This window comes from Psychromonas algarum (genome assembly GCF_004376845.1).
Taxonomy (GTDB): Bacteria; Pseudomonadota; Gammaproteobacteria; order Enterobacterales; family Psychromonadaceae; genus Psychromonas.
Genome location: NZ_SNUW01000005.1, coordinates 124,949 through 145,181, shown reverse-complemented (window position 1 = coordinate 145,181; position 20,233 = coordinate 124,949). Strand labels below are relative to the sequence as shown.

The 20,233-nt window shown below is 35.2% G+C and carries 22 protein-coding genes; 17 read left to right on the top strand and 5 right to left on the bottom strand.

Annotated features, from left to right (window positions below; all coding sequences use genetic code 11):
• Nucleotides 1-10: 10 nt before the first annotated feature.
• Nucleotides 11-454 (bottom strand): RrF2 family transcriptional regulator, encoded by a 444-nt coding sequence (locus E2R68_RS05865; protein WP_134276566.1) that lies wholly within the window; start codon nucleotides 452-454, stop codon nucleotides 11-13.
• Between the two features lie 185 nt (nucleotides 455-639).
• On the opposite strand from E2R68_RS05865, the gene E2R68_RS05860 reads away from it, so the two are divergent.
• The 4 genes from E2R68_RS05860 (at nucleotide 640) to E2R68_RS05845 (ending at nucleotide 5,403) form a co-directional block, all read left to right on the top strand.
• A complete protein-coding gene (locus tag E2R68_RS05860; RefSeq protein WP_134276565.1) occupies nucleotides 640-1,956 on the top strand; it encodes an Hsp70 family protein in 1,317 nt (438 codons plus the stop codon).
• 308 nt (nucleotides 1,957-2,264) lie between these two features.
• Entirely contained in the window at nucleotides 2,265-3,266 is a 1,002-nt protein-coding gene (locus tag E2R68_RS05855) for a TRAP transporter substrate-binding protein (RefSeq protein WP_134276564.1), read from the top strand.
• Between the two features lie 71 nt (nucleotides 3,267-3,337).
• The gene (locus E2R68_RS05850; protein WP_208380131.1) at nucleotides 3,338-4,030 is read left to right on the top strand and encodes a TRAP transporter small permease; all 693 of its coding nucleotides are present in this window, start codon (nucleotides 3,338-3,340) and stop codon (nucleotides 4,028-4,030) included.
• Nucleotides 4,030-5,403, top strand: a complete 1,374-nt coding sequence (locus E2R68_RS05845; protein ID WP_134276563.1) for a TRAP transporter large permease — start codon at nucleotides 4,030-4,032, stop codon at nucleotides 5,401-5,403. Before E2R68_RS05850 ends, E2R68_RS05845 begins: the two co-directional genes overlap by 1 nt.
• A 55-nt stretch (nucleotides 5,404-5,458) precedes the next feature.
• Here the strand turns inward: E2R68_RS05845 and E2R68_RS05840 are convergent, their stop codons facing one another.
• Complete coding sequence (locus tag E2R68_RS05840; RefSeq protein WP_134276562.1) at nucleotides 5,459-6,796, bottom strand: sigma-54-dependent transcriptional regulator; 1,338 nt, start codon at nucleotides 6,794-6,796, stop codon at nucleotides 5,459-5,461.
• A complete protein-coding gene (locus E2R68_RS05835) occupies nucleotides 6,793-8,601 on the bottom strand; it encodes a sensor histidine kinase (RefSeq protein ID WP_243834614.1) in 1,809 nt (602 codons plus the stop codon). Before E2R68_RS05835 ends, E2R68_RS05840 begins: the two co-directional genes overlap by 4 nt.
• Nucleotides 8,602-8,804: 203 nt before the next feature.
• Between E2R68_RS05835 and E2R68_RS05830 the strand changes: the two genes are divergently transcribed.
• The 6 genes from E2R68_RS05830 to E2R68_RS05805 all read left to right on the top strand — a co-directional run bounded on the left by E2R68_RS05830 (nucleotide 8,805) and on the right by E2R68_RS05805 (nucleotide 13,804).
• Nucleotides 8,805-10,049: a DUF711 family protein gene (locus E2R68_RS05830; protein WP_134276561.1), complete on the top strand. Its 1,245-nt coding sequence runs from the start codon at nucleotides 8,805-8,807 to the stop codon at nucleotides 10,047-10,049.
• 16 nt (nucleotides 10,050-10,065) lie between these two features.
• On the top strand, nucleotides 10,066-10,671 hold the full coding sequence (locus E2R68_RS05825) for a glutathione S-transferase family protein (protein ID WP_134276679.1): 606 nt from the start codon (nucleotides 10,066-10,068) through the stop codon (nucleotides 10,669-10,671).
• A 277-nt stretch (nucleotides 10,672-10,948) separates the two neighbouring features.
• Nucleotides 10,949-11,707 (top strand): amino acid ABC transporter substrate-binding protein, encoded by a 759-nt coding sequence (locus E2R68_RS05820; protein WP_134276560.1) that lies wholly within the window; start codon nucleotides 10,949-10,951, stop codon nucleotides 11,705-11,707.
• 26 nt (nucleotides 11,708-11,733) lie between these two features.
• Nucleotides 11,734-12,405 (top strand): amino acid ABC transporter permease, encoded by a 672-nt coding sequence (locus tag E2R68_RS05815; protein WP_134276559.1) that lies wholly within the window; start codon nucleotides 11,734-11,736, stop codon nucleotides 12,403-12,405.
• Between the two features lie 2 nt (nucleotides 12,406-12,407).
• Nucleotides 12,408-13,148: an amino acid ABC transporter ATP-binding protein gene (locus E2R68_RS05810; RefSeq protein WP_134276558.1), complete on the top strand. Its 741-nt coding sequence runs from the start codon at nucleotides 12,408-12,410 to the stop codon at nucleotides 13,146-13,148.
• Nucleotides 13,149-13,246: 98 nt separating this feature from the next.
• A complete protein-coding gene (locus E2R68_RS05805) occupies nucleotides 13,247-13,804 on the top strand; it encodes a heme-binding beta-barrel domain-containing protein (protein ID WP_134276557.1) in 558 nt (185 codons plus the stop codon).
• Nucleotides 13,805-13,884: 80 nt separating this feature from the next.
• On the opposite strand, the gene hisIE is transcribed toward E2R68_RS05805, so the two are convergent.
• Nucleotides 13,885-14,508 (bottom strand): bifunctional phosphoribosyl-AMP cyclohydrolase/phosphoribosyl-ATP diphosphatase HisIE, encoded by a 624-nt coding sequence (hisIE, locus tag E2R68_RS05800; RefSeq protein WP_134276556.1) that lies wholly within the window; start codon nucleotides 14,506-14,508, stop codon nucleotides 13,885-13,887.
• Nucleotides 14,505-15,278, bottom strand: a complete 774-nt coding sequence (hisF, locus tag E2R68_RS05795) for an imidazole glycerol phosphate synthase subunit HisF (protein WP_134276555.1) — start codon at nucleotides 15,276-15,278, stop codon at nucleotides 14,505-14,507. The genes hisIE and hisF overlap by 4 nt, the downstream gene beginning before the upstream one ends.
• 339 nt (nucleotides 15,279-15,617) lie before the next feature.
• Here hisF and E2R68_RS05790 point away from each other — a divergent pair, with 339 nt between their 5' ends.
• From E2R68_RS05790 to E2R68_RS05760, 7 genes are all read left to right on the top strand, one after another.
• On the top strand, nucleotides 15,618-16,112 hold the full coding sequence (locus E2R68_RS05790) for a DUF2878 domain-containing protein (protein ID WP_134276554.1): 495 nt from the start codon (nucleotides 15,618-15,620) through the stop codon (nucleotides 16,110-16,112).
• Nucleotides 16,105-16,656 carry a chalcone isomerase family protein gene (locus E2R68_RS05785; protein ID WP_134276553.1) on the top strand — a complete coding sequence of 184 codons (552 nt, stop codon included), beginning with the start codon at nucleotides 16,105-16,107 and terminating at the stop codon, nucleotides 16,654-16,656. Before E2R68_RS05790 ends, E2R68_RS05785 begins: the two co-directional genes overlap by 8 nt.
• Entirely contained in the window at nucleotides 16,649-17,236 is a 588-nt protein-coding gene (locus tag E2R68_RS05780) for a DUF3833 domain-containing protein (RefSeq protein ID WP_134276552.1), read from the top strand. Before E2R68_RS05785 ends, E2R68_RS05780 begins: the two co-directional genes overlap by 8 nt.
• The gene (locus tag E2R68_RS05775; protein WP_134276551.1) at nucleotides 17,236-17,850 is read left to right on the top strand and encodes an LON peptidase substrate-binding domain-containing protein; all 615 of its coding nucleotides are present in this window, start codon (nucleotides 17,236-17,238) and stop codon (nucleotides 17,848-17,850) included. The genes E2R68_RS05780 and E2R68_RS05775 overlap by 1 nt, the downstream gene beginning before the upstream one ends.
• Before the next feature lie 81 nt (nucleotides 17,851-17,931).
• Nucleotides 17,932-18,558, top strand: a complete 627-nt coding sequence (locus tag E2R68_RS05770; protein WP_166738812.1) for a sigma-70 family RNA polymerase sigma factor — start codon at nucleotides 17,932-17,934, stop codon at nucleotides 18,556-18,558.
• Nucleotides 18,551-19,213 carry a ChrR family anti-sigma-E factor gene (locus tag E2R68_RS05765; protein ID WP_134276550.1) on the top strand — a complete coding sequence of 221 codons (663 nt, stop codon included), beginning with the start codon at nucleotides 18,551-18,553 and terminating at the stop codon, nucleotides 19,211-19,213. Before E2R68_RS05770 ends, E2R68_RS05765 begins: the two co-directional genes overlap by 8 nt.
• Nucleotides 19,214-19,224: 11 nt before the next feature.
• Entirely contained in the window at nucleotides 19,225-20,184 is a 960-nt protein-coding gene (locus E2R68_RS05760; RefSeq protein WP_134276549.1) for a YbgA family protein, read from the top strand.
• The last annotated feature ends 49 nt before the right edge of the window (nucleotides 20,185-20,233 follow it).

Sequence of the window (20,233 nt, the reverse complement as noted above, 5' to 3'; positions counted from 1 at the left end):
TTCTCTATTTTTATAAGACTTTAATTGCAAGTAAGTCAGTTAATGTATTTTGTTGTTCTTGACCTAATAGGTCTTGTAGTGTGTATGAATCTAAAGTTTTAAAGAAACTTTCTTGGGCTTGTGCAAATATATTTTTTAGCTGACAACTTGGGGTGATCACACATTGATTATCTTCACCAAAACATTCAACCAGTTTGTTTTTATCTTCTACTTGTCTGACTAACTCACCAATATTTATTTCATTAGTAGGGTGGTTTAATCTGATGCCACCATTCTTACCACGTGTTGCAATAATGTAACCTTGTTGATTTAGTTGCTGCACAATTTTCATTAAATGGTTTTTTGATATGTTGTAACTGACTGCAATGTCGTTGATCGTAGTGAGTTGCTGTTTATTAATTGCTAAATAAATCAGAATACGTAACGAGTAATCTGTGTAACGAGTAATATGCATATCAACACCATTAATTTAAAAGATGCATTTATTTTACATCTTTAAAGGGGGCTGTAAATAAATATTTATTATTAAAGTATTTTTGATTGATCCTCTGTGTTTGGCTAAGTGTTATTCAAGCTATAATTTACTGCTGATATAAGGTAGGATGCCGTCCTTTATTTTTTGCCTGACTAGGACGTTTCATGCCGACTGATTTTATTGGTATTGATTTTGGTACAAGTAATTGTGCTGTTGCTGCATTAGTGAATAACCAACCCACCTTAATTGTTGTAGATGAAAATAGTGACAACCCTTATAAAATTCGTTCAGCTATCTATTTAGCCCACGATGAATCAGGTGCTGATAGTCATGATGCAACTGCAAATGAACAAACATTAAATGAGATGCTCGCTGCAGGAGAAATCTTATTTGGAGAAAAAGGGTTTAATGCTTTTCTGTTAACACCCCATGAAGGACGCTATGTTAATAGTCCGAAAAACTTTTTAGGTGCAAAAATACCTAAACGCTTGTTAGATAGTTTTGAAATTCTAGTGGTGAGGTTTTTATCTTATCTTAAACAATGTGCTGAGAAGCAATTACAAGTCACTATTACTAAAGCTGTTATCGCTCGTCCAGTTAATTACCATTCGACTATGGGTGAGCTAGGTAATAAGCAAGCAGAAGCATTGATGTTACGTGCTGCTCATAAAGTTGGTTTTACCGAGGTTGAGTTTATCCATGAACCTCTTGCTGCCGCGTATCACTTTGAACAAGGTATTGAAAAAGCAACAGATGCCATGGTGGTGGATTTAGGTGGCGGCACATCAGATGTTACTTTTTGTTCATTAAGCCAAGAAAATGCTGAAAAGTTAGAACGTACGTCTGATATTTATGCAACAAAAGGTATTAGGCAAGGTGGAATAGTGTGTGACAAATTATTAGCAAGTGCACTTGTATCACCTTTGTTTGGACGAGGAGGACGTACGGAAAAAGGTCGTGCTATCCCTAATATGTTGTTTTCCGGGGTTTATGATATTGATAATATTCCACTAATGAGTGATTTTTATTCTCCTGCTCGTCATAAAGCAATAACTGAGTATATTTTTGAAAGTGAAGATCCGTTAGCTTTGATGCGCTTACAACGAGTTCAGAAGCAAAGATTAACACATCAATTAATGCATGCGATTGAACTGGCAAAGATCAACTTAAGTGATCAATTACAGACCCAATTAGCGATGCCATTTATTGAAAACACATTAAGTCTGGATATTCAGCGTAAGCAAGTAGCCGAAACCATGGCAAATTGGCTTGATAAAATGTTTGTTATGATTGATGAAGCGACTACACAAGCTAAGCGTATGCCTGAGGTTATTTATTTAACGGGGGGGATGGGTTTATCTCCATTAGTACAAAAAGCACTTAAAGATCGCTACCCTATGATAAAAATTGATGTAGCAGATGCCTTCAGCTCCATCGTATTTGGTGCATTATTGAAAGCTAAACGTTTGTATTCACAGTAGAAATATATTATTGCTTCTCTGTCGTTGTTGGTATTCATTTATTGCTTATTATCTTCTTACATATAATGGTCATTATTGACTCATTGATTCATTTTCTTTGGGGGGATTTCCCCCCACAACCTCATTATTAACTCCCTTTGCTTGCACTATTTTTATTTAACTACTTGATTTTAAATGCTTTGTATTTGTTGGCTCAGCGCTTGCAATAATAAAGCGTCGACTGCGAAATTTACTGTTGTGGTTAATGAAAAAAAACAAAGTTAAATATGCGCATATCTTGCGTACCAATATGGATATAGGAGCTTAAAATGTTAAAAAAACTAACTTTTCTTTCTTTATGTACAGCCGCTGCTTTTACTAGTGTTAATGCTTATGCTAACTGTGATCCTGGTGAAATAGTGATCAAATTTAGTCATGTAACCAATGCTGATAAGCATCCCAAAGGTATTGCAGCTTCATTATTAGAGCAACGAGTTAATACGGAAATGAACGGTAAAGCCTGTATGCAAGTTTTCCCTAATTCAACACTATACGATGATAACCAAGTGTTAGAAGCATTATTAAATGGGGATGTTCAACTAGCGGCTCCTTCATTATCGAAGTTTGAAAAAATAACCAAAAAATACCGTATTTTTGATCTGCCATTTTTATTCAATGATGTTGCAGCAGTGGATCGATTCCAAAACTCTGAATCGGGTGACAAGCTAAAAAATGCGATGAATCGTCGAGGATTACAAGGATTAGAATTTTGGCATAACGGTATGAAACAGATGTCTGCGAATAAACCTTTGTTATTACCAACTGATGCAAAAGGTTTGAAATTCCGTGTGCAAGCATCTGATGTATTAGTTGCTCAGTTTGAACAACTTGGTGCAAATCCTCAAAAAATGTCATTTAAAGAAGTATATGGCGGACTACAAACTAAAGTTATCGATGGTCAAGAAAACACTTGGTCAAATACTTACGGTAAGAAATTCTTTGAAGTACAGGATGGTGTAACAGAAACCAATCACGGTATTTTGGATTATTTAGTGGTGACGTCAGGTGAATGGTGGAAAGGGTTGCCTGATGATGTGCGTACTCAATTAGCTGGCATTTTAAAAGAAGTCACTGAAACACGAAATGCCGAATCAACTAAAGTGAATGAAGAGAACAAACAAAATATCATCAAAGCAGGCGGTATAGTGCGCACGTTAACGCCAGAGCAGCGCCAAGCTTGGGTTACTGCACTTAAACCTGTTTGGAAAAAGTTTGAAAAAGATATAGGTAGTGATCTAATTGAAGCAGCTCAAGCTGCTAATAATCCATAGATTTCAGTTATGAACCACTGTGTTATGCAGTGGTTCTTTATCTTTACGTTATATATAGGAGCACAAAGCTGATGGAAAAAGGAATGATAGCAAGGTCTTTTACGCGTATAGGTAAATTTACTGATTATGCTGAAGAAACACTCATCGCCGCTTTTTTAGGGCTAATGACATTACTGACTTTTGGTAACGTAATCGTTCGTTATGTTTTTAACGACAATATATTATGGGCCGTTGAGTTAACTGTGTTTATGTTTGCGTGGATGGTATTGGTTGGTGCATCCTATGGTGTAAAAAAACATTTCCATATCGGTGTAGATGTGGTCATTAACATTGCGCCTGTTGGTCTTAAAAAAACCTTTGCATTGTTGGCTGTTGCTTGCTGTTTATTTTTTTCTATCTCTTTATTAATTGGCTCTTGGAATTATTGGCTTCCTTTTATTACTGATCGTGCTTGGTATGAAACAGAAGATATCCCTATGCCAGATATATTACAGTTTCTTTCAACTTGGTTTAATGAAGGTGAACGATACGAAAGGCTTCCTCGTTTTATCCCTTATTTTGCACTTCCTTTAGGTATGGCTTTATTAACATTGAGGTTTATTCAGATAGCTTGGTTAATTGCGACCAATAAGTTAGACCGTATGATTGCTAGTCATGAAGCTGAAGAACAGTTAGATGAATTACACGATGTTGAGGATTCTGCTAAAGAGCAAATAGATAAACAAAGTGAGCAGCTATCAAGCGTAAAAAAGGAGACTAACTAATGGCTATGTTATTGCTGTTTGTAATGGTTGTGGCTCTGATGACAATCGGTGTTCCAATTGCAGTTTCACTAGGTGTATCAAGTATTGCATTCCTATTAATGCATTCTGATGCTTCCTTAGCGTCTATTGCACAGACATTACTTAATTCTTTCACGGGTCACTATACCTTATTAGCGATCCCATTCTTTATATTAGCCTCTAGTTTTATGGCAACAGGTGGAGTGGCTAAACGAATCATACGTTTTGCTATTGCGCTGGTTGGTTCATTACGTGGTGGTTTAGCAATGGCGTCGGTTGTTGCTTGTATGATGTTTGCTGCATTATCCGGATCATCGCCCGCTACTGTGGTTGCCATAGGTGGTATCGTGATTGCCGGTATGGTTAAAAATGGTTATACCAAAGAATTTGCTGCTGGTGTTATTTGTAACGCAGGTACATTAGGCATTCTTATTCCACCTTCAATTGTTATGGTTGTGTATGCTGCTGCAACCGATGTATCAGTAGGGCGCATGTTTTTAGGTGGTGTCATACCAGGGTTGTTAGCTGGTTTAATGCTGATGATTGCTATTTATATTTATGCACGTTACAAAAATATTCCTGCACAACCTTTTGTTGGTTGGGGGGAGGTATTTAATTCAGCTAAAGATGCAGGTTGGGGATTATTGCTTATTGTGATCATTCTTGGTGGTATTTACGGTGGTGTGTTTACGCCAACGGAAGCAGCAGCTGTTGCGGCGGTTTATGCTTTTGTTATATCAAATTTTGTTTATAAAGATATGGGACCACTTGCAGATAAAGAGCCTGCAGAGAAAAAAGCTAAAGCTTATTGGTATAAAGCCATGCATGTGTTTTGCCATGAAGATACACGTAAAACGCTGTTTGAAGCGGGTAAGTTAACTATCATGTTAATGTTTATTGTTGCTAATGCATTAATTCTAAAACATGTATTGACGGAAGAACGTATTCCACAAATGATCACAGAATCGATGTTGTCTGCTGGTCTAGGTCCAATAGAGTTCCTTATTATTGTTAATGTGTTGCTTCTTATCGGGGGGCAGTTTATGGAACCTTCCGGTCTGTTGATTATTGTTGCGCCATTAGTTTTCCCGATTGCTATTGCATTAGGTATTGATCCCATTCATCTTGGTATCATGATGGTGGTGAACATGGAAATAGGCATGATCACTCCGCCCGTTGGATTAAACTTATTTGTTACTGCTGGTGTTGCTAAGTTATCCATGATGAAAGTGGTGAAAGCATCATTACCTTTAGTAGGGGTGATGTTCCTATTTTTGATTATTGTTACTTATGTACCTTGGGTATCAACTTGGTTACCAACGCTCATGATGGGGCCTGAAATGATTACAAAATAAATGTTCACTGAAAATACAATGCCGATGTAAAAGTCGGCATTTTTGTTTCTGAGTATTAGCTTTCATCTATTTTAAAGTTTTGTTTATCTATGCCATATTTTTGCATTTTATCGTATAGCGTTTTACGCGGTAAATTAAGGGCTTGCATTGTATCTTTAATGCATCCGCTATTTGTTGTTAATGCTTGCTCTATTAAGGTTTTTTCAAATGCTTCAACTTGCTGCGATAAGCTTAATCCCATATTACGTTCTTGGTTTACATCATTAAGATCGGATAATGACCCTAACAAAATAAAACGCTCTGCAGCATTTCTCAGTTCTCGGACATTACCAGGCCAGTCATGTGTTAATAAGGCTTGTAATGAAGTTGCCGGTAATGCTGGTGCTGCTTTCCCATAACGAGATGCGGTCACCAGTAAAAAATGGTGGAATAACAAAGCAATATCTTCTTTACGTTGTCGCAAAGGAGGTAAGTCTAATGTGAGCATGTTTAATCGGTAGTATAAATCTTGTCTAAAATTAGGCGCTTCTTTTAAATCAATTTTAGTTGCAGCGATAATCCGTATATCTAAATTAATGACTTTGTTTGAACCAACACGTTCTAAATTACGCTCTTGTAATACTCTTAATAAGCGTACTTGAGCCTGCATTGGCATGGACTCAATTTCATCAAGAAATAAAGTGCCTCCTTGTGCATATTCAAACTTACCTATGCGTTGTGAATCAGCACCAGTAAATGCACCTTTTTCATGACCATATAACTCACTTTCGATTAAGTTTTCTGGTACAGCACCACAATTCACAGCGACAAAATTATTTGACCTGCGTTGGCTTTGTTCATGTAATGATCTTGCTACAAGCTCCTTACCTGTGCCAGTTTCTCCGAATAACAAAATATCTGCATGGCTATCTGCAACACGACTAATCATCTGCTTTAACATCACTATACTCGGAGTATTACCTATAATTCGTGGCCCGAGTATCTCTTTGCTTTGTAATGCTTTTTTAAGCGCTCGGTTTTCTAGAGTGAGTTTATGTTTTTCAAGTGCTTTACGCGTAATTTCAATCAGTCGTTCGGAAGAAAAGGGCTTTTCTATAAAATCATAGGCACCATTTCTAATTGCTTGTACTGCCATTGAAATATCACCGTGTCCAGTGATCAGTATTACAGGTAAATCTGCATCTTGCTTTTGTAATGAGTTTAATAATTGTTCACCTGAGATGCCGGGTAATCTAATATCAGAAATAATAACAAGGGGGAGATCATCCTTCATTGCGATTAAAGCAGATTCAGCATCGGTAAAAAACTGCGCGTCAATATCTGCTAATGCAAAGGTTTGCTGATTAGCGATGCACATGTCTATTTCATCATCAATAAAAAATACTGTACTCATTGATTGCCTCTATTATTCTCGTTGTCCGTGATAGGAAGTAATGGAAGGCTAATAGTGAACTCTGCTCCTCCACTTTGTCGATTAGTTGCTGATAGTGTGCCTTGCATGTTTTGTATTATTTGTTGTGAGATAGAAAGACCTAAACCTAATCCCGTTTCTTTGGTAGTAAAGAAAGGTTCAAATAGCATACTTAAATACTTTTCTTGAATGCCTGTTCCGCTATCTAATACTTTTATAAATGCATGTTTCGATTCGATGCTTAGTTTTATTTCTATTAACTTATGTTGACTGTTTTGCATTGATTGTAGAGCGTTTGAGAGTAAGTTGACGATGATTTGCTCTAACTGTATCGCATCTGCTTTTACTTTGATTGGCTTGTTTGGGAGGTGTAATAGTAAATCTGTCTGGTTTGCTTTTAATTGTGGTTTAAGTAATTCATGTGCCGCTAAGATAATAGGTTGTAATGATACTATCTGTAATTCACCATCTGATTTACGAGCAAATGATTTAAGTTGAGCGCTAATTTTTGCCATTCGCACCGTTAAAGAAGTAATTCTTATCAGGTTATTTTCAACGTCATTCAATTTATTTTTGTTTAAAAATAACACTGCATTTTCAGCATAACTACGAATAGCGGATAATGGGTTATTTAACTCATGGCTAATGCTTGCGGAAAGTTGCCCTAATACAGCGAGTTTCGCTGATTGAATCAATTCCTTTTGTGTTGCTCGAAGTGCTGACTCTGCTTTTTCTCTTTCTAATATTTCTGCTTGTAATGCGGATGTCCTCTGCATTACGGTGAATTCAAGCTGCTGTTTTGCTTTAGCTGTTGCTAATATTTGCTCTTCTCGCCTGTGCTTATGTTGTTTAACGATAACCGCAACTAAATACAGCAACATATAGAATAATGTAATGAATAATATGAGCATTGAAATATTAAAAAGAATTGAAGTGATAGGCACAAACACTCGGATTTTCCATTGTTTGTCATTGCCTGTCTTTATCAGTGATAAATAATATTTATTCGCCACTTTTAATAGTGTGGATGCTTTATTTATATCACCAGTGATTGCTAAGGATTTTATGTCGAGATCAAGATAACGACGACTATTTAATACTTGCTGGTGGGTCTGTGAAGTCAAAGGAGAAAGGCTTTTAAAAAGCCAATCCGGATCAGAACTAATAAAGATGATGTTATTAGGATCTGTGACTAAAAAGCGTTGTTTTTTGGCTGCCCAATCTTTTTCTATCAAGGATAAATCCATTTTTACCACAATAACACCAATAACTTCTGCTGCGTATTTAATAGGAAATGAAAAATAATATCCTCGTTTTCCTGATGTTGAACCAAGTGCAAAATGGCGACCGCTAGATCCTGCTTTAGCGGTTTGAAAATAAGGACGAAAAGCAAAATTATTACCAATAAAAGTACTTTTTTTAGACCAATTACTTGCCGCTATTGTTGTGCCAATGTTATCTAATAGATAAGTATCAGAAGCTCCGATAATTTGATTTATCGTTTCTAAATGGCGGTTTGTTAAATCAAGTTGAGCACTATTATGTGGTGTTAAAAGTGCTTTTATGATGATACTTTGTCCGGATAATAATTGAGGAATATAGGAAAACTGCCCAAGCTGACTATCTAAGTGATAACCAAAGCGGTCAAGTTGTTGTTGATTGGAGGTTTGCAATTGCTGATAGCTGAATAACCATAACCAATGAGCACTGAAAACTAAGGTTAAACAATATAAGAACAACCAGATTAATGTCACCGGTCGACTGAGACTGACTGTTATCAAACGCACTATAGACTTCCTTTATTAGTTGATCATTTGAGTATTGGTCAAATTTTCGTTTTTACTATTTTGTATTAGCTTGCTTGCTAGATAGCTCACATGTTTGATGAAACGATTTATAAAAAATGCTTTATATGGATTGATAAAAACTCGATGTAAACAGATTATTGCTATGTTATGTTGATCACTTGTTTACTTTGATAGGTGTTTATATGCAGTTACCAGACATTTTAGCGGAAAAAGATCTGTGTAAAGTGAGAACGATTACTACTTTCTTACGTTTAGATTTTGATCAAAGCCAATGGCCTAAATTGATACGTAAAGCGAATGACTTTTGTCAATCTCTGGCTCAAGACCTTAAACAACACGGTTATACGGTACAATCCGTTCGACTTGTGACCAATCCTTTTGCTGAATATATTGACACAAGCAATTTACAAACTGCACAAAATGACATGAGAACTTTAAAGACCCTATTGAATAATGGTCAGCAGTCAGGGTTAAGACTTCGGTTTGCAATTGGTGAAGCCTCTACGGCGCATCAATTAAGTTTAGTACCAGAGTTAATCCAAGAGTTTGGTGATTTATGTAATGTCTGCGTTAACATCGCAATGGATGAAAATGGTGTATTAGATAATCAATTATTAGAAGAGGCGACTAAAGCGGTTAATCGAATTAGCCAAATCACACCTCGTGGAGAAGGTAACTTTAACTTTACTGTTAACTTTAATTGTAAGCCGCTTATTCCTTATTTCCCTGCCAGTTATTTTGATCATTCAACAGCGAATTCATTTGTGATTGGTTTGGAAACTCCAGACTTGTTGGTTGCAACGCTACAAGCATTTCATAAAACCAATCCTATATTAGACCATCAACAGGCACTTGATGGTTATTATCAGTCATTAAAAAATCAGTTGCAGTTTCATGTTGATCAATTAAAAAATATTATTGATTCTCAACATTTAAATAAAGGTTTTCATTTTGCGGGGTTAGATAGTTCAGCTGCGCCATCAAAAAACTGCTCTAGCATGACCGATGTCTATGAATTATTAGGTGTAGAGTACTTTGGTGCTGCGGGAACCGTTGAAGCCTCTTCGTTATTAACTAAAGTTTTTAAATCCGTAACTGGTATGCCATTAGTAGGTTTTTCTGGATTAATGTTGGCTTTAACAGAAGATAGGGGGCTTGCCAAAGGAACTCAATTGGAACAGTTTGATATAAGAGCTTTATTAACCTATAGCTCTGTATGCGGTATTGGTTTAGATACAGTGCCTATTCCTGGAGATACGCCTATTAATAAAATCACTGCATTAATGCGCGATACTGGCACCATGGCATTTAGACTGAATAAACCATTAACTGTTAGAGTTTTTCCTGTTCCTGGTTTACAAGCTGGTGATGTGACTAGTTTTGAAAGTGATGATTTGTGTAATTGTGCGGTTTTAGCCGTACCTTAAGGAGAGAGGTATGTCGATCACGATTTATGGAGATAGTTTGTCGGGTAATTGTTATAAAGTGAAATTATTATGTTCACTTTTACAAATAGACTATGAATGGATAGACATTGATATTTTAGCTGGAGAAACACAGACCAGTGAATTTTTAGCATTGAACCCTAATGCTAAAATTCCAGTATTAGTAACGGAAGATCAACAAGTTGTTTCTGAATCTAATGCCATATTATTTTATTTGTCGCAACAAAGTGCCTTTTTCCCTGCACAAGTATACCAACAGACATTATGCCTACAGTGGATGTTCTTCGAGCAATATAGTCATGAACCTTATATTGCCGTGGCACGTTTTATTAATAAATACTTAGGCAAACCTGAAAGTAGATTAGCTGAATTTAATGCAAAACAAGAGGGGGGTAATAAAGCGCTATCTATTATCGAAACTCAATTGCAAAAAACAAACTATTTGTTAGGGGATTCAATAAGCATCGCTGATATTTGTTTATTTGCCTATACACATGTTGCCGATGAAGGTGGTTTTAACTTAAATGAGTATCCATACATATTAAATTGGATTGCTAATATTAAGTCACAAAAAAATTTTGTACCAATGACATTAAGTATGTGATCTAAATTTTGCTGAAAAATAAATTTAAAACAAGCATATTAATTAGAGGTTTATGGTGTCACTTAGTGGTTTTTGTGGGGTATTATTAAGCAATAATGCTAGCTTTATATTAAAAAGTAATAACATCTAATATTTTAATCAGTTTAAGATCATAGTTCTAATGGTAGCATTAAAAATATCTAATTATCTTAAACAACTAAAACGAGCGGCCAAGCATGATATATACTGCTCGAGTTATCTTGTAACGTCATACTTAACACTTCATTAAAGGAATATTATGAACACTTTTTTTAAAAGAACATTAATTGCATTAGTTGCAGTTAGTAGTTTATTAACCGTGCCTGCTTTTGCTCAACAAACTGTAAAAGTTGGTATGTCTGGCCGTTATTTTCCATTCACTTTTTCACAGAAAGATGTATTGCAAGGCTTTGAAGTTGATGTGTGGAATGAAATCGCAAAACGTTCTGATTACAAAGTTGAATATGTTACATCAACATTTTCTGGCCTATTTGGCATGTTAGAAGCAGGACACATTGATACAATCGCTAACCAAATCACTATCACTGATGAGCGTAAAGCAAAATACGCAATGAGTGACCCGTATGTTGTTGATGGTGTACAAATTACAGTTCGTAAAGGTCGTGACGATATTAAAACAATCGAAGACTTAAAAGGCAAAAAAGTTGCTGTTAATTTAGGTAGTAACTTTGAGCAAGTTTTACGTAAATACGATACTAAAAATGAAATCAATATTATTACTTATGATTCAGGTTTAGAGCAAGATGTTGCATTAGGCCGTGCTGATGCTTTTATCATGGATCGTGTATCATCTGTTCAATTAATCAAAAAAGCAGGACTACCACTACAATTAGCTGGCCAACCTTTTGAGAAAATTGAGAATGCAATGCCATTTTTAAACAAACCTTCACAAATTGCTATTCGTGACCAAGTAAACAAAGCCCTTGCTGAAATGCGTGCTGATGGTACATTAGCGAAAATTTCTGATAAGTGGTTTGATTCAAACATCACAGAATAAATATTAATCCTTAAAGAGTCGTTTTTATGCAAAGTTCATTTGACCTTCAATATATAATTGAATTAATGCCCATTTTATTTAAATATCTTGGGGTGACAATGGAAATGGCGCTTTGGGGATTTTTGTTTGCATTAATACTCGCACTAGGTTTAGCTTTGGTGCGAGTTTTTAAAATTCCTTTTGTACAATACATTGCCTCATTATATATCTCCTTTTTCCGTGGCACGCCGTTACTTGTTCAGCTATTTTTATTGTACTACGGACTCCCACAGTTTATGCCAATATTCATTGGTATGGATGCATTTACAGCTGCCGTTGTTGGTCTCTCATTACATTTTTCTGCTTATATGGCGGAAAGTATTCGAGCTTCTATTATCGGTATCGATAAATCTCAAATGGAAGCATGTTTAAGTTTAGGAATGACACGTTTACAAGCGATGAAACGAGTCATTTTACCGCAAGCTTCACGTGTAGCGACACCATCATTGATGAATTACTTTATCGATATGATTAAAAGTACATCTCTTGCATTTACCTTAGGTGTTGCAGAAATCATGGCTAAGGCGCAAATGGAAGCGTCATCTAGCTTCAAGTTTTTCGAAAGTTTCTTTGCTGTTGCATTAATTTATTGGGTTGTTGTATTGTTCTTCACACGTATTCAATACCTACTAGAAAACAGACTTAATAAGGCTTATTAATTATGATCAAAGTATCCAACTTAAGTAAAAAGTTTGCTGATCTAGCAGTGTTAAAAGACATTAACTTTGTTGTAGATAAAGGGGATATTGTTGTTATTATTGGTCCTTCAGGTACTGGTAAATCAACATTATTACGGTGCTTAAATTACCTAGAAACACCTACAACAGGGCAAATTCATATTGGTGATGTCACCATTGATGCTGTTTCGCATAAAGCAAAAGAAGTGACTGCTTTACGTAAACAAAGTAGCTTCGTTTTTCAAAACTATTCTCTGTTTGCAAATAAAACCGCATTACAAAATGTTGCAGAAAGTTTAATTACTGTTTGGAAAACACCTAAAAGCGAAGCACTGGCTACAGCTGAATCTATTTTAATTAAAGTAGGCTTAACGGATAAATTACATGCTTATCCTTCACAACTTTCTGGCGGTCAGCAACAACGAATAGGTATTGCTCGAGCAATGGCCGCTAAAGGGGAAGTCATTTTATTTGATGAACCAACATCTGCATTAGACCCAGAATGGGTTGATGAAGTATTAGCTGTAATGAAACAATTAGCTGTTGAAAGACAAACTATGATTGTTGTTACTCATGAAATGCAATTTGCCAAAGAAGTCGCTGACCGTGTTATTTTTATGGAAGACGGATATATTGTTGAAGAGGGGACTCCGCAGCAAATATTTGAACAGCCAGAGCACCACAGAACAAGAGCCTTTGTAAAAAGAGCACTTAAACAGTCTTAATAAATTTAAAGCAGTTATATTTAAACTTTGCTTAAAAGCTAAAGAATTTAAAAGATGAACAATCATCTTATTAATAATGATCAATAAAGGGTTTTAAAATGCAAGATAACAATTTAATCGATTATGGTCCATTGACTGGATTGATAGGTACTTGGACAGGTAATAAAGGCAAAGATCTTGCTCCTGAACCAGATGGTACTGAATATAATGATTATTACGAAACTATCATTTTTACTGAAGCTCATGATGTTGCTAATGCAGAAGAAGAAAATATTAGTGCATTACATTACATTCAAAAAGTACAGCGCATCACTAATGATAAAGTTATTCACCAAGAAACGGGATATTGGATGTGGGAGCAGGGAACAGATAATGTGATTCATTCAATGACTATTCCTCGAGGTATTTGTGTTTTAGCGGGCGGTAAAGCAAGTCAATCGGTTGATACCGTATTAGATGTTGTTGCTGACGTTGATAGCCAGGACTGGCCAATTGCTCAAACTGCTTTTTTACAAAAGAAAGCAAAAATGAAAACCTACACACAGCAAATGATCATTTCTGGAGATACTTTGTCATATAAGCAAAATATGTTGCTAGATATTTATGGTCGTACATTTGATCATAGTGATGAGAATACATTAACGAAAGTTAGTTAACCTAGTCCCAGATATAAAAATGCCACTTTATTAATACTAATAAAGTGGCATTTTTTTAACTGAATAATTTGTATGATTGATTATTTAGTATGACGCTCTTTTAATTTAGCGGCAATATCAGCTAAGGTTAACCCTTCATTCTGTAATAAAACCGTTAAATGATATAACAAATCTGCACTCTCACAAGTCAGCTCATCCATATCTTGAGCCATTGCTGCTAAAGCAACTTCAACGCCTTCTTCACCAACTTTCTGTGAAATACGTTTTGTGCCACGTGCATATAAACTTGCTGTATAGCTGCTTTCAGGATCTGCACCTTTACGGCTTTTAATCACTTGCTCTAAATCAGCAATGAAAGATAATGCAGGTTGTTGCTCACCTTTAAAACATGTTTCAGTACCAAGGTGACAAGTTGGACCAACAGGTTCAACAATGGCTAATAAAGTGTCATTATCACAATCAGAACTGATTTCAACTACGTTTAAGAAGTTACCTGATTCTTCACCTTTACACCAAAGTCGTTGTTTAGTGCGGCTAAAGAAAGTCATTTTTCCTGACTCAAGAGTTGCTGCTAGAGATTCTTGGTTTACATAACCTAGCATTAAAACTTTGCCTGAAGTGCGGTTTTGTACAACAACTGGCATTAAGTTATCTACTTTTGCCCAATCTAGTGATTGTAATTGTTCTTGTTTCATTAAGCTCATAAGCGGATCTCTACCTTTTCTGTTTTAAGGTAAGATTTTAACTCACCAATATTAATTATTTGTTTGTGGAATACACTTGCTGCTAATGCACCATCTACATCTGCTTTATTAAATACATCAGCAAAATGAATCATTTCACCGGCACCACCAGAAGCAATTAATGGAACATGACAGATTGCACGTGCTTGGCTTAGTTGGTCAATGTCATAACCGCAACGGACACCATCTTGATTCATTACATTTAATACAATTTCACCAGCGCCACGAGATTGAACTTCTTTTATCCAATCAAAGGTATTCCATTTAGTGGTAACCGTTGCTTTTTCATTGCCTGTAAATTGTTTTACTTGGTATTCACCCGTTGCTTCATCAAAGTATGAATCAATACCGATTACAATACATTGTGTGCCAAATTTTTCAGCTAAACGGTTGATTAAGCTTGGGTCAGCTAAAGCAGGGCTGTTGATTGACACTTTATCTGCGCCAAATTCAAGAATGCGTCGAGCATCTTCTTCGGTTTTAATTCCGCCTGCTACACAAAATGGAATATCAATTACTTCAGCAACACGACTAACCCAGCTTTTATCGACAACACGTGCATCTGAACTGGCTGTAATATCATAAAAGACTAATTCGTCAGCACCTTCTTCTGCATAACGCTTCGCTAGCGGTACAATATCACCAACAATTTCATGATTACGGAATTGAACACCTTTAACAACTTGTCCATCTTTAACATCTAAACAAGGAATAATACGTTTTGCTAACATAAAGCCTCACTCGAATGAAATATTGAATTTTTAAGCATCTTTTGAAGGCCTTAAAATGGTTGATTTATGCTCTATTAATAAAGCATAAGTTACTGTAAATAATATTGATTAAATATTCAGGCATTATATATTTATTCAGCCTCGGTTTGTAGAGTTTAATCCTATAAAAAGCTTTTTTATTGTTTCTACGATTTACATTGTCAGTTAATAAAGTTCTTTTATTCTTTCTTTAGAGGAGCTATTAACTGCGGATTCACCAAGCTAGATATATTTTATTAAATTAAGAGATCTAAATACTGCACCCAAACGTATTAAACCATTAGTTATACGGAGGTTTATATGTTGGTTAATATAGTTGGATTTAATTTTGTTTGGTTTGGGTTAATTTATTGGGGAAATATTTTTATCCCTATTGCCCTTGTTATGCTGGCTATACATCTTTTTTGTATCTCTGACGTTAATAATGAATTGTTTTTAATTATTAGCATCATGAGTGTGGGCATTATTGTTGACTCATTATTACAGTTTAATAGAATTTTTATTTTCCCTCATTCCACCCATATTCCATTTTGGTTAATGACCCTTTGGGCATGTTTCGCGGCCACTATTTGTCATAGTTTAGCTTTCCTCGCTCGTTTTAAATTTTTACAAATTACTGCTGGAAGCATAATGGCGCCACTTAGTTATTTTGCGGGTGAAAGATTGAATGCGGTGGTATTTGGATATCCATTTATCTCTACGTATATCCTGCTTGGTTTAATTTGGACTTGCTTATTTCTGTTCTTTTTTTATTTAAAATCTATTTTGATTATAGAGGAGACTAAGTATGCGTAAACGAATGTTATATCTACCTTTAATATTATTTATCACCATTATTTCTGTTGCTTCAACTGCTCATGCAGAATGGCATAAACAATTAAATTTTGAACAAGAAACTAATTTTAAAAACGTAGGAAGCACGACTTACTCTATTTTTATTTGGGACTTATACAATAGTAAATTATTAACCACATCTGGTGCTTATCCAATGCAGTCAGAAGATGCAAAGTTACTTTATGAAATTGAATATTTAAAAGACGTTTCATCAAAAGATTTAGTTAACCATACCGTTAAACAATGGCAACACTTAGATATTAACAGAAGTGAATATGAACATTATTTACCAAGGTTAGCTTCCATTTGGCCAAATATTAAAGCAGGCGACCGGTTAACCTTAGTTATGAATAAATCCAGTAGTGCTTTTTATTACAACAGTGACATGGTTGGTGTGATTGATAAACCAGAGTTTGGGCCATTATTTCTAGATATTTGGTTATCTGAAAACACCAGCGAACCCAAGCTACGTGAAGAGTTATTAGGAATAAATAAAAATGGCTAATTTAAAATATAAAATTTTGTGTCGAACATTTGTACTGGCTGTTGCAGCATGTTTTTTAGTAACAAGTTGTTCAACTCAGTTAAGTAAATACCAGGATCAAACTAATAATTTTGATTTAAAAGAATATTTTAATGGTGATGTCATTGCTTGGGGAACGATTCAGGATAGTAGTGATAAAGTGACTCGTCGATTTTGTGTTGAGTTAACAGGGGTATGGACAGATAACAAAGGTGTATTAGCTGAAAAGTTTTATTTTGATGACGGTGAAATAAGCTATAGAACATGGCTGCTTACAAAAAATAAAGATGGAACCTATATAGGTACTGCTGAAGATGTTATTGGTAGCGCTATTGGTAAACACAAAGGTTTTGCTTTTCAATTACAGTACACTTTGTTGTTACCGGTTGATGATACAACTTATGAAGTTAATATGAATGATTGGATGTATCAACTTGATCAATATCGAGTAATGAATAAAACCGTTATCTCTAAATTTGGCATTAATGTCGCTAATGTCACTTTGTTCTTTGATAAACAGTTACCAATTCAATACTGCCAAGTAAATAAAGAGGAAAAATAATGAATAAAAGCATAATCAAGCTTCCTCTATTTCCCCTAGATATATTCTTATTGCCTGATGGAGTCACTCGTTTAAGAATTTTTGAAGCCCGTTATTTAAAGTTGGTCAGTCTAGCAATAACAAGTGGTTTTATTATTACCTCAAATAATGCTAGTAGTCATAATGATGGTAATGCAATAAGAGAAAAAAAATGGGGTAGCTGGGTTGATATTATCAATTTTGATCAAGGCAAAGATGGTATTTTAGAAATAGATGTAAAATGCCGATCTTTAGTTGAAATAATTGATATAGATGATAGCCAGCATCAACAAATAAACTCAAATCAAGCACCTTTACAGTTTGTAAATGTTAAAGCTATCACTCACTGGGCTCAAGATAATCCTACGGAATCTGCAAATCAATTATTAAGATCATTACAAACTTTATTTAACGGTCAACTTTTATTACAACATTTATATAATAATAAAGTAGTTAATAATTCACATTGGGTTGTTGCCCGTTGGCTAGAGTTATTACCCATTCCCTTTGAAATTAAAAAATCATTTATATTTAAGCATAATTATCATGAGGCCAAAACATTGGTGAACTCCATTATTTTTAAAGATATTCATTAAATTAATTATTTTTAAAAATTAGTGATCTTATTTTCTTACCCTACGTATAACTAAATACAGTGCCAAATTTGAGACGTGAATATGATAGTTGTACAAACGGAATTGCCAATCAGTATTGGTCATGCTAAATCTAAACGCATGATAAATAATACTGAAGTACAAGAATTAAATGGATGGCTGAAAGCGGTAGCAAACTCGCGATGTAAAATTGCATTTACACATTTGTTTAAGTTTTTTGCACCTAAAATACAACGAATTGCTCGTAGTAAGTTTACAAATGAAGCTCAGGCTCATGAGGCTGTGCAAGAAACCATGAGTAATGTATGGCGCAAAGCTCACTTATTTGATGCTGATAAAGGAGCTGCCACTACTTGGGTCTATACAGTTATGCGAAATGTTATTTTTGATCTGTTACGTAAGATGAAAAGTAATAGAGAAGATAACTTAAGTGATGACATTTGGCCGATTGCAGAAAGTACTGTTTCTGATGATGATATTTATGAAGATCACTTAGAAAACAAAAAACTTTTACATGGCATCGAATCATTACCTGAGGCGCAACAACAAGTTGTTAAAGGTTTCTATTTAATGGAAATGTCGCAAGAACAACTTGCTACACACCTCAACTTACCGTTAGGCACTATAAAATCTAGATTACGCTTGGCGTTATCTAAATTAAAAGTGCAACTAGGAGAAGACCATGATTAAGCATCATCCTACATTTGAGTTAATCCAGTCTTTTGTTAATGGCGATTTACCTGCTTCATTATCTATCGGTATTAAACTTCATGCAGAAATGTGCTCTCAGTGCCAAAAACAAATAGCTCAGTTAACCGAGCAAGTAGCAGATAACGCGTTTGAGAGCGAAAATAGTTTCGCTGTTAATGATAATGATATATTTGATTTTGAATCCATAATCTCAGATATCACAGAGTCTGATGATATTGATGATGTATCTGTAGAAATCAATAAAACGATTAACTTTAAAAATAAAGCCTATCCATTACCTAAAGCATTAAACAATGTCAGTGTGGGTAAAACAGCTAATATTGGCAAGCTTTCAAGAGCAAGATTGCAATTAGATGAAGAAGAAATTCATACCAACTTATTACATTTTAACCCAGGTGGTGGGGTGCCAGAGCATACACATAAAGGCTTTGAGTTAACTGTGTTATTAGACGGTTCATTCACAGACCATAAAGGTGAATACACCAAAGGTGACTTCATCATGTTAGATGGTACATTTACACATCAACCTATCTCAGAAAAAGGCTGTTTATGTTACACAGTCGCTAACGATGCTTTACATTTTACGCAAGGTATTAACAAGTTACTTAATCCTATTGGCAACTTTATTTATTAGTGGGTATCAAAATGATTTATTCAGTGAAGAAAGAAGATATTCAAATTGGCATTAGTGCATGTTTAGTTGGTCAAAAAGTCCGTTTCGACGCAAGTAATAAACCCTCTAAATTTTGTATCGAAGAGTTAGGTGAGCATGTTCAATACGAAACATTTTGTCCTGAAGTTGCAATTGGTTTGCCGATCCCGAGACCAACTATACGTCAAATAAAAAAAGATGATGTTATCCAGGTTGCAAGACCGGATGGTAGCGGCGATGTTACAGAAGCCTTGCATGCTTATGGTAAAAAAGTATCTGAAATGACCAAGCATTTAAGTGGCTATGTTTTTTGTGCTAAAAGTCCAAGCTGTGGCATGGAACGATTAAAAGTGTACACACCGGAAGGGCATTCACTCGAATCAAATGGTATCGGTGCTTTTGCTGAGGAAATTATGGCTGGTAATCCATTATTACCTTGTGAAGAAAATGGGCGTTTAAATGATATGCATATCAGAGAGAACTTTGTCGCGCGAATTTATGCTTACAAACATTGGCAAATGGTAAGTGAATCAGGTTTAACAAAACATAAATTAACGACCTTTCATAGTCATTATAAATATACTGTGATGAGTCATAATTTAGTGGCTTATAAAAAGCTGGGGAAACTGCTCGCAGATGTGGATTTACCATTAGAAGAAAAAGCATCGCAATACATTTCTGGTTTAATGGCGGCACTGAAAATTCCTGCTACGCGTAAAAACCATGTGAATACGCTGACGCATATTCAAGGGTATTTTTCTAAGCACTTAGCGGCTGCACAACGTAAAGAGTTGTGTGAACAAATTGACGGCTATCGTTTAGGGTTATTACCTTTAATTGCGCCTTTAACCTTGATAAATCATTATTTATTACAGTATCCAAAAGACTATTTGAAAGGTCAGTCTTATCTCTCTCCTTATCCTGATAGTTTAAGATTGAGGTATGCCTACTAATTTTACTGAGCTTAATCTTTATAAATTATATCTCCAAATGGTTAAGCTC

What these genes read in the sequence shown, in the direction of transcription:
- E2R68_RS05820 (WP_134276560.1), top strand. Translation starts at nt 10,949, where the DNA reads ATGAACACTTTTTTTAAAAGAACATTAATTGCATTAGTTGCAGTTAGT.
- E2R68_RS05765 (WP_134276550.1), top strand. Translation starts at nt 18,551, where the DNA reads ATGATTAAGCATCATCCTACATTTGAGTTAATCCAGTCTTTTGTTAAT.
- E2R68_RS05775 (WP_134276551.1), top strand. Translation starts at nt 17,236, where the DNA reads ATGAATAAAAGCATAATCAAGCTTCCTCTATTTCCCCTAGATATATTC.
- E2R68_RS05770 (WP_166738812.1), top strand. Translation starts at nt 17,932, where the DNA reads ATGATAGTTGTACAAACGGAATTGCCAATCAGTATTGGTCATGCTAAA.
- E2R68_RS05860 (WP_134276565.1), top strand. Translation starts at nt 640, where the DNA reads ATGCCGACTGATTTTATTGGTATTGATTTTGGTACAAGTAATTGTGCT.
- E2R68_RS05780 (WP_134276552.1), top strand. Translation starts at nt 16,649, where the DNA reads ATGGCTAATTTAAAATATAAAATTTTGTGTCGAACATTTGTACTGGCT.
- hisIE (WP_134276556.1), bottom strand. Translation starts at nt 14,508, where the DNA reads ATGAGCTTAATGAAACAAGAACAATTACAATCACTAGATTGGGCAAAA.
- E2R68_RS05830 (WP_134276561.1), top strand. Translation starts at nt 8,805, where the DNA reads ATGCAGTTACCAGACATTTTAGCGGAAAAAGATCTGTGTAAAGTGAGA.
- E2R68_RS05855 (WP_134276564.1), top strand. Translation starts at nt 2,265, where the DNA reads ATGTTAAAAAAACTAACTTTTCTTTCTTTATGTACAGCCGCTGCTTTT.
- E2R68_RS05785 (WP_134276553.1), top strand. Translation starts at nt 16,105, where the DNA reads ATGCGTAAACGAATGTTATATCTACCTTTAATATTATTTATCACCATT.
- E2R68_RS05845 (WP_134276563.1), top strand. Translation starts at nt 4,030, where the DNA reads ATGGCTATGTTATTGCTGTTTGTAATGGTTGTGGCTCTGATGACAATC.
- E2R68_RS05810 (WP_134276558.1), top strand. Translation starts at nt 12,408, where the DNA reads ATGATCAAAGTATCCAACTTAAGTAAAAAGTTTGCTGATCTAGCAGTG.
- E2R68_RS05815 (WP_134276559.1), top strand. Translation starts at nt 11,734, where the DNA reads ATGCAAAGTTCATTTGACCTTCAATATATAATTGAATTAATGCCCATT.
- hisF (WP_134276555.1), bottom strand. Translation starts at nt 15,278, where the DNA reads ATGTTAGCAAAACGTATTATTCCTTGTTTAGATGTTAAAGATGGACAA.
- E2R68_RS05760 (WP_134276549.1), top strand. Translation starts at nt 19,225, where the DNA reads ATGATTTATTCAGTGAAGAAAGAAGATATTCAAATTGGCATTAGTGCA.
- E2R68_RS05865 (WP_134276566.1), bottom strand. Translation starts at nt 454, where the DNA reads ATGCATATTACTCGTTACACAGATTACTCGTTACGTATTCTGATTTAT.
- E2R68_RS05790 (WP_134276554.1), top strand. Translation starts at nt 15,618, where the DNA reads ATGTTGGTTAATATAGTTGGATTTAATTTTGTTTGGTTTGGGTTAATT.
- E2R68_RS05805 (WP_134276557.1), top strand. Translation starts at nt 13,247, where the DNA reads ATGCAAGATAACAATTTAATCGATTATGGTCCATTGACTGGATTGATA.
- E2R68_RS05840 (WP_134276562.1), bottom strand. Translation starts at nt 6,796, where the DNA reads ATGAGTACAGTATTTTTTATTGATGATGAAATAGACATGTGCATCGCT.
- E2R68_RS05850 (WP_208380131.1), top strand. Translation starts at nt 3,338, where the DNA reads ATGGAAAAAGGAATGATAGCAAGGTCTTTTACGCGTATAGGTAAATTT.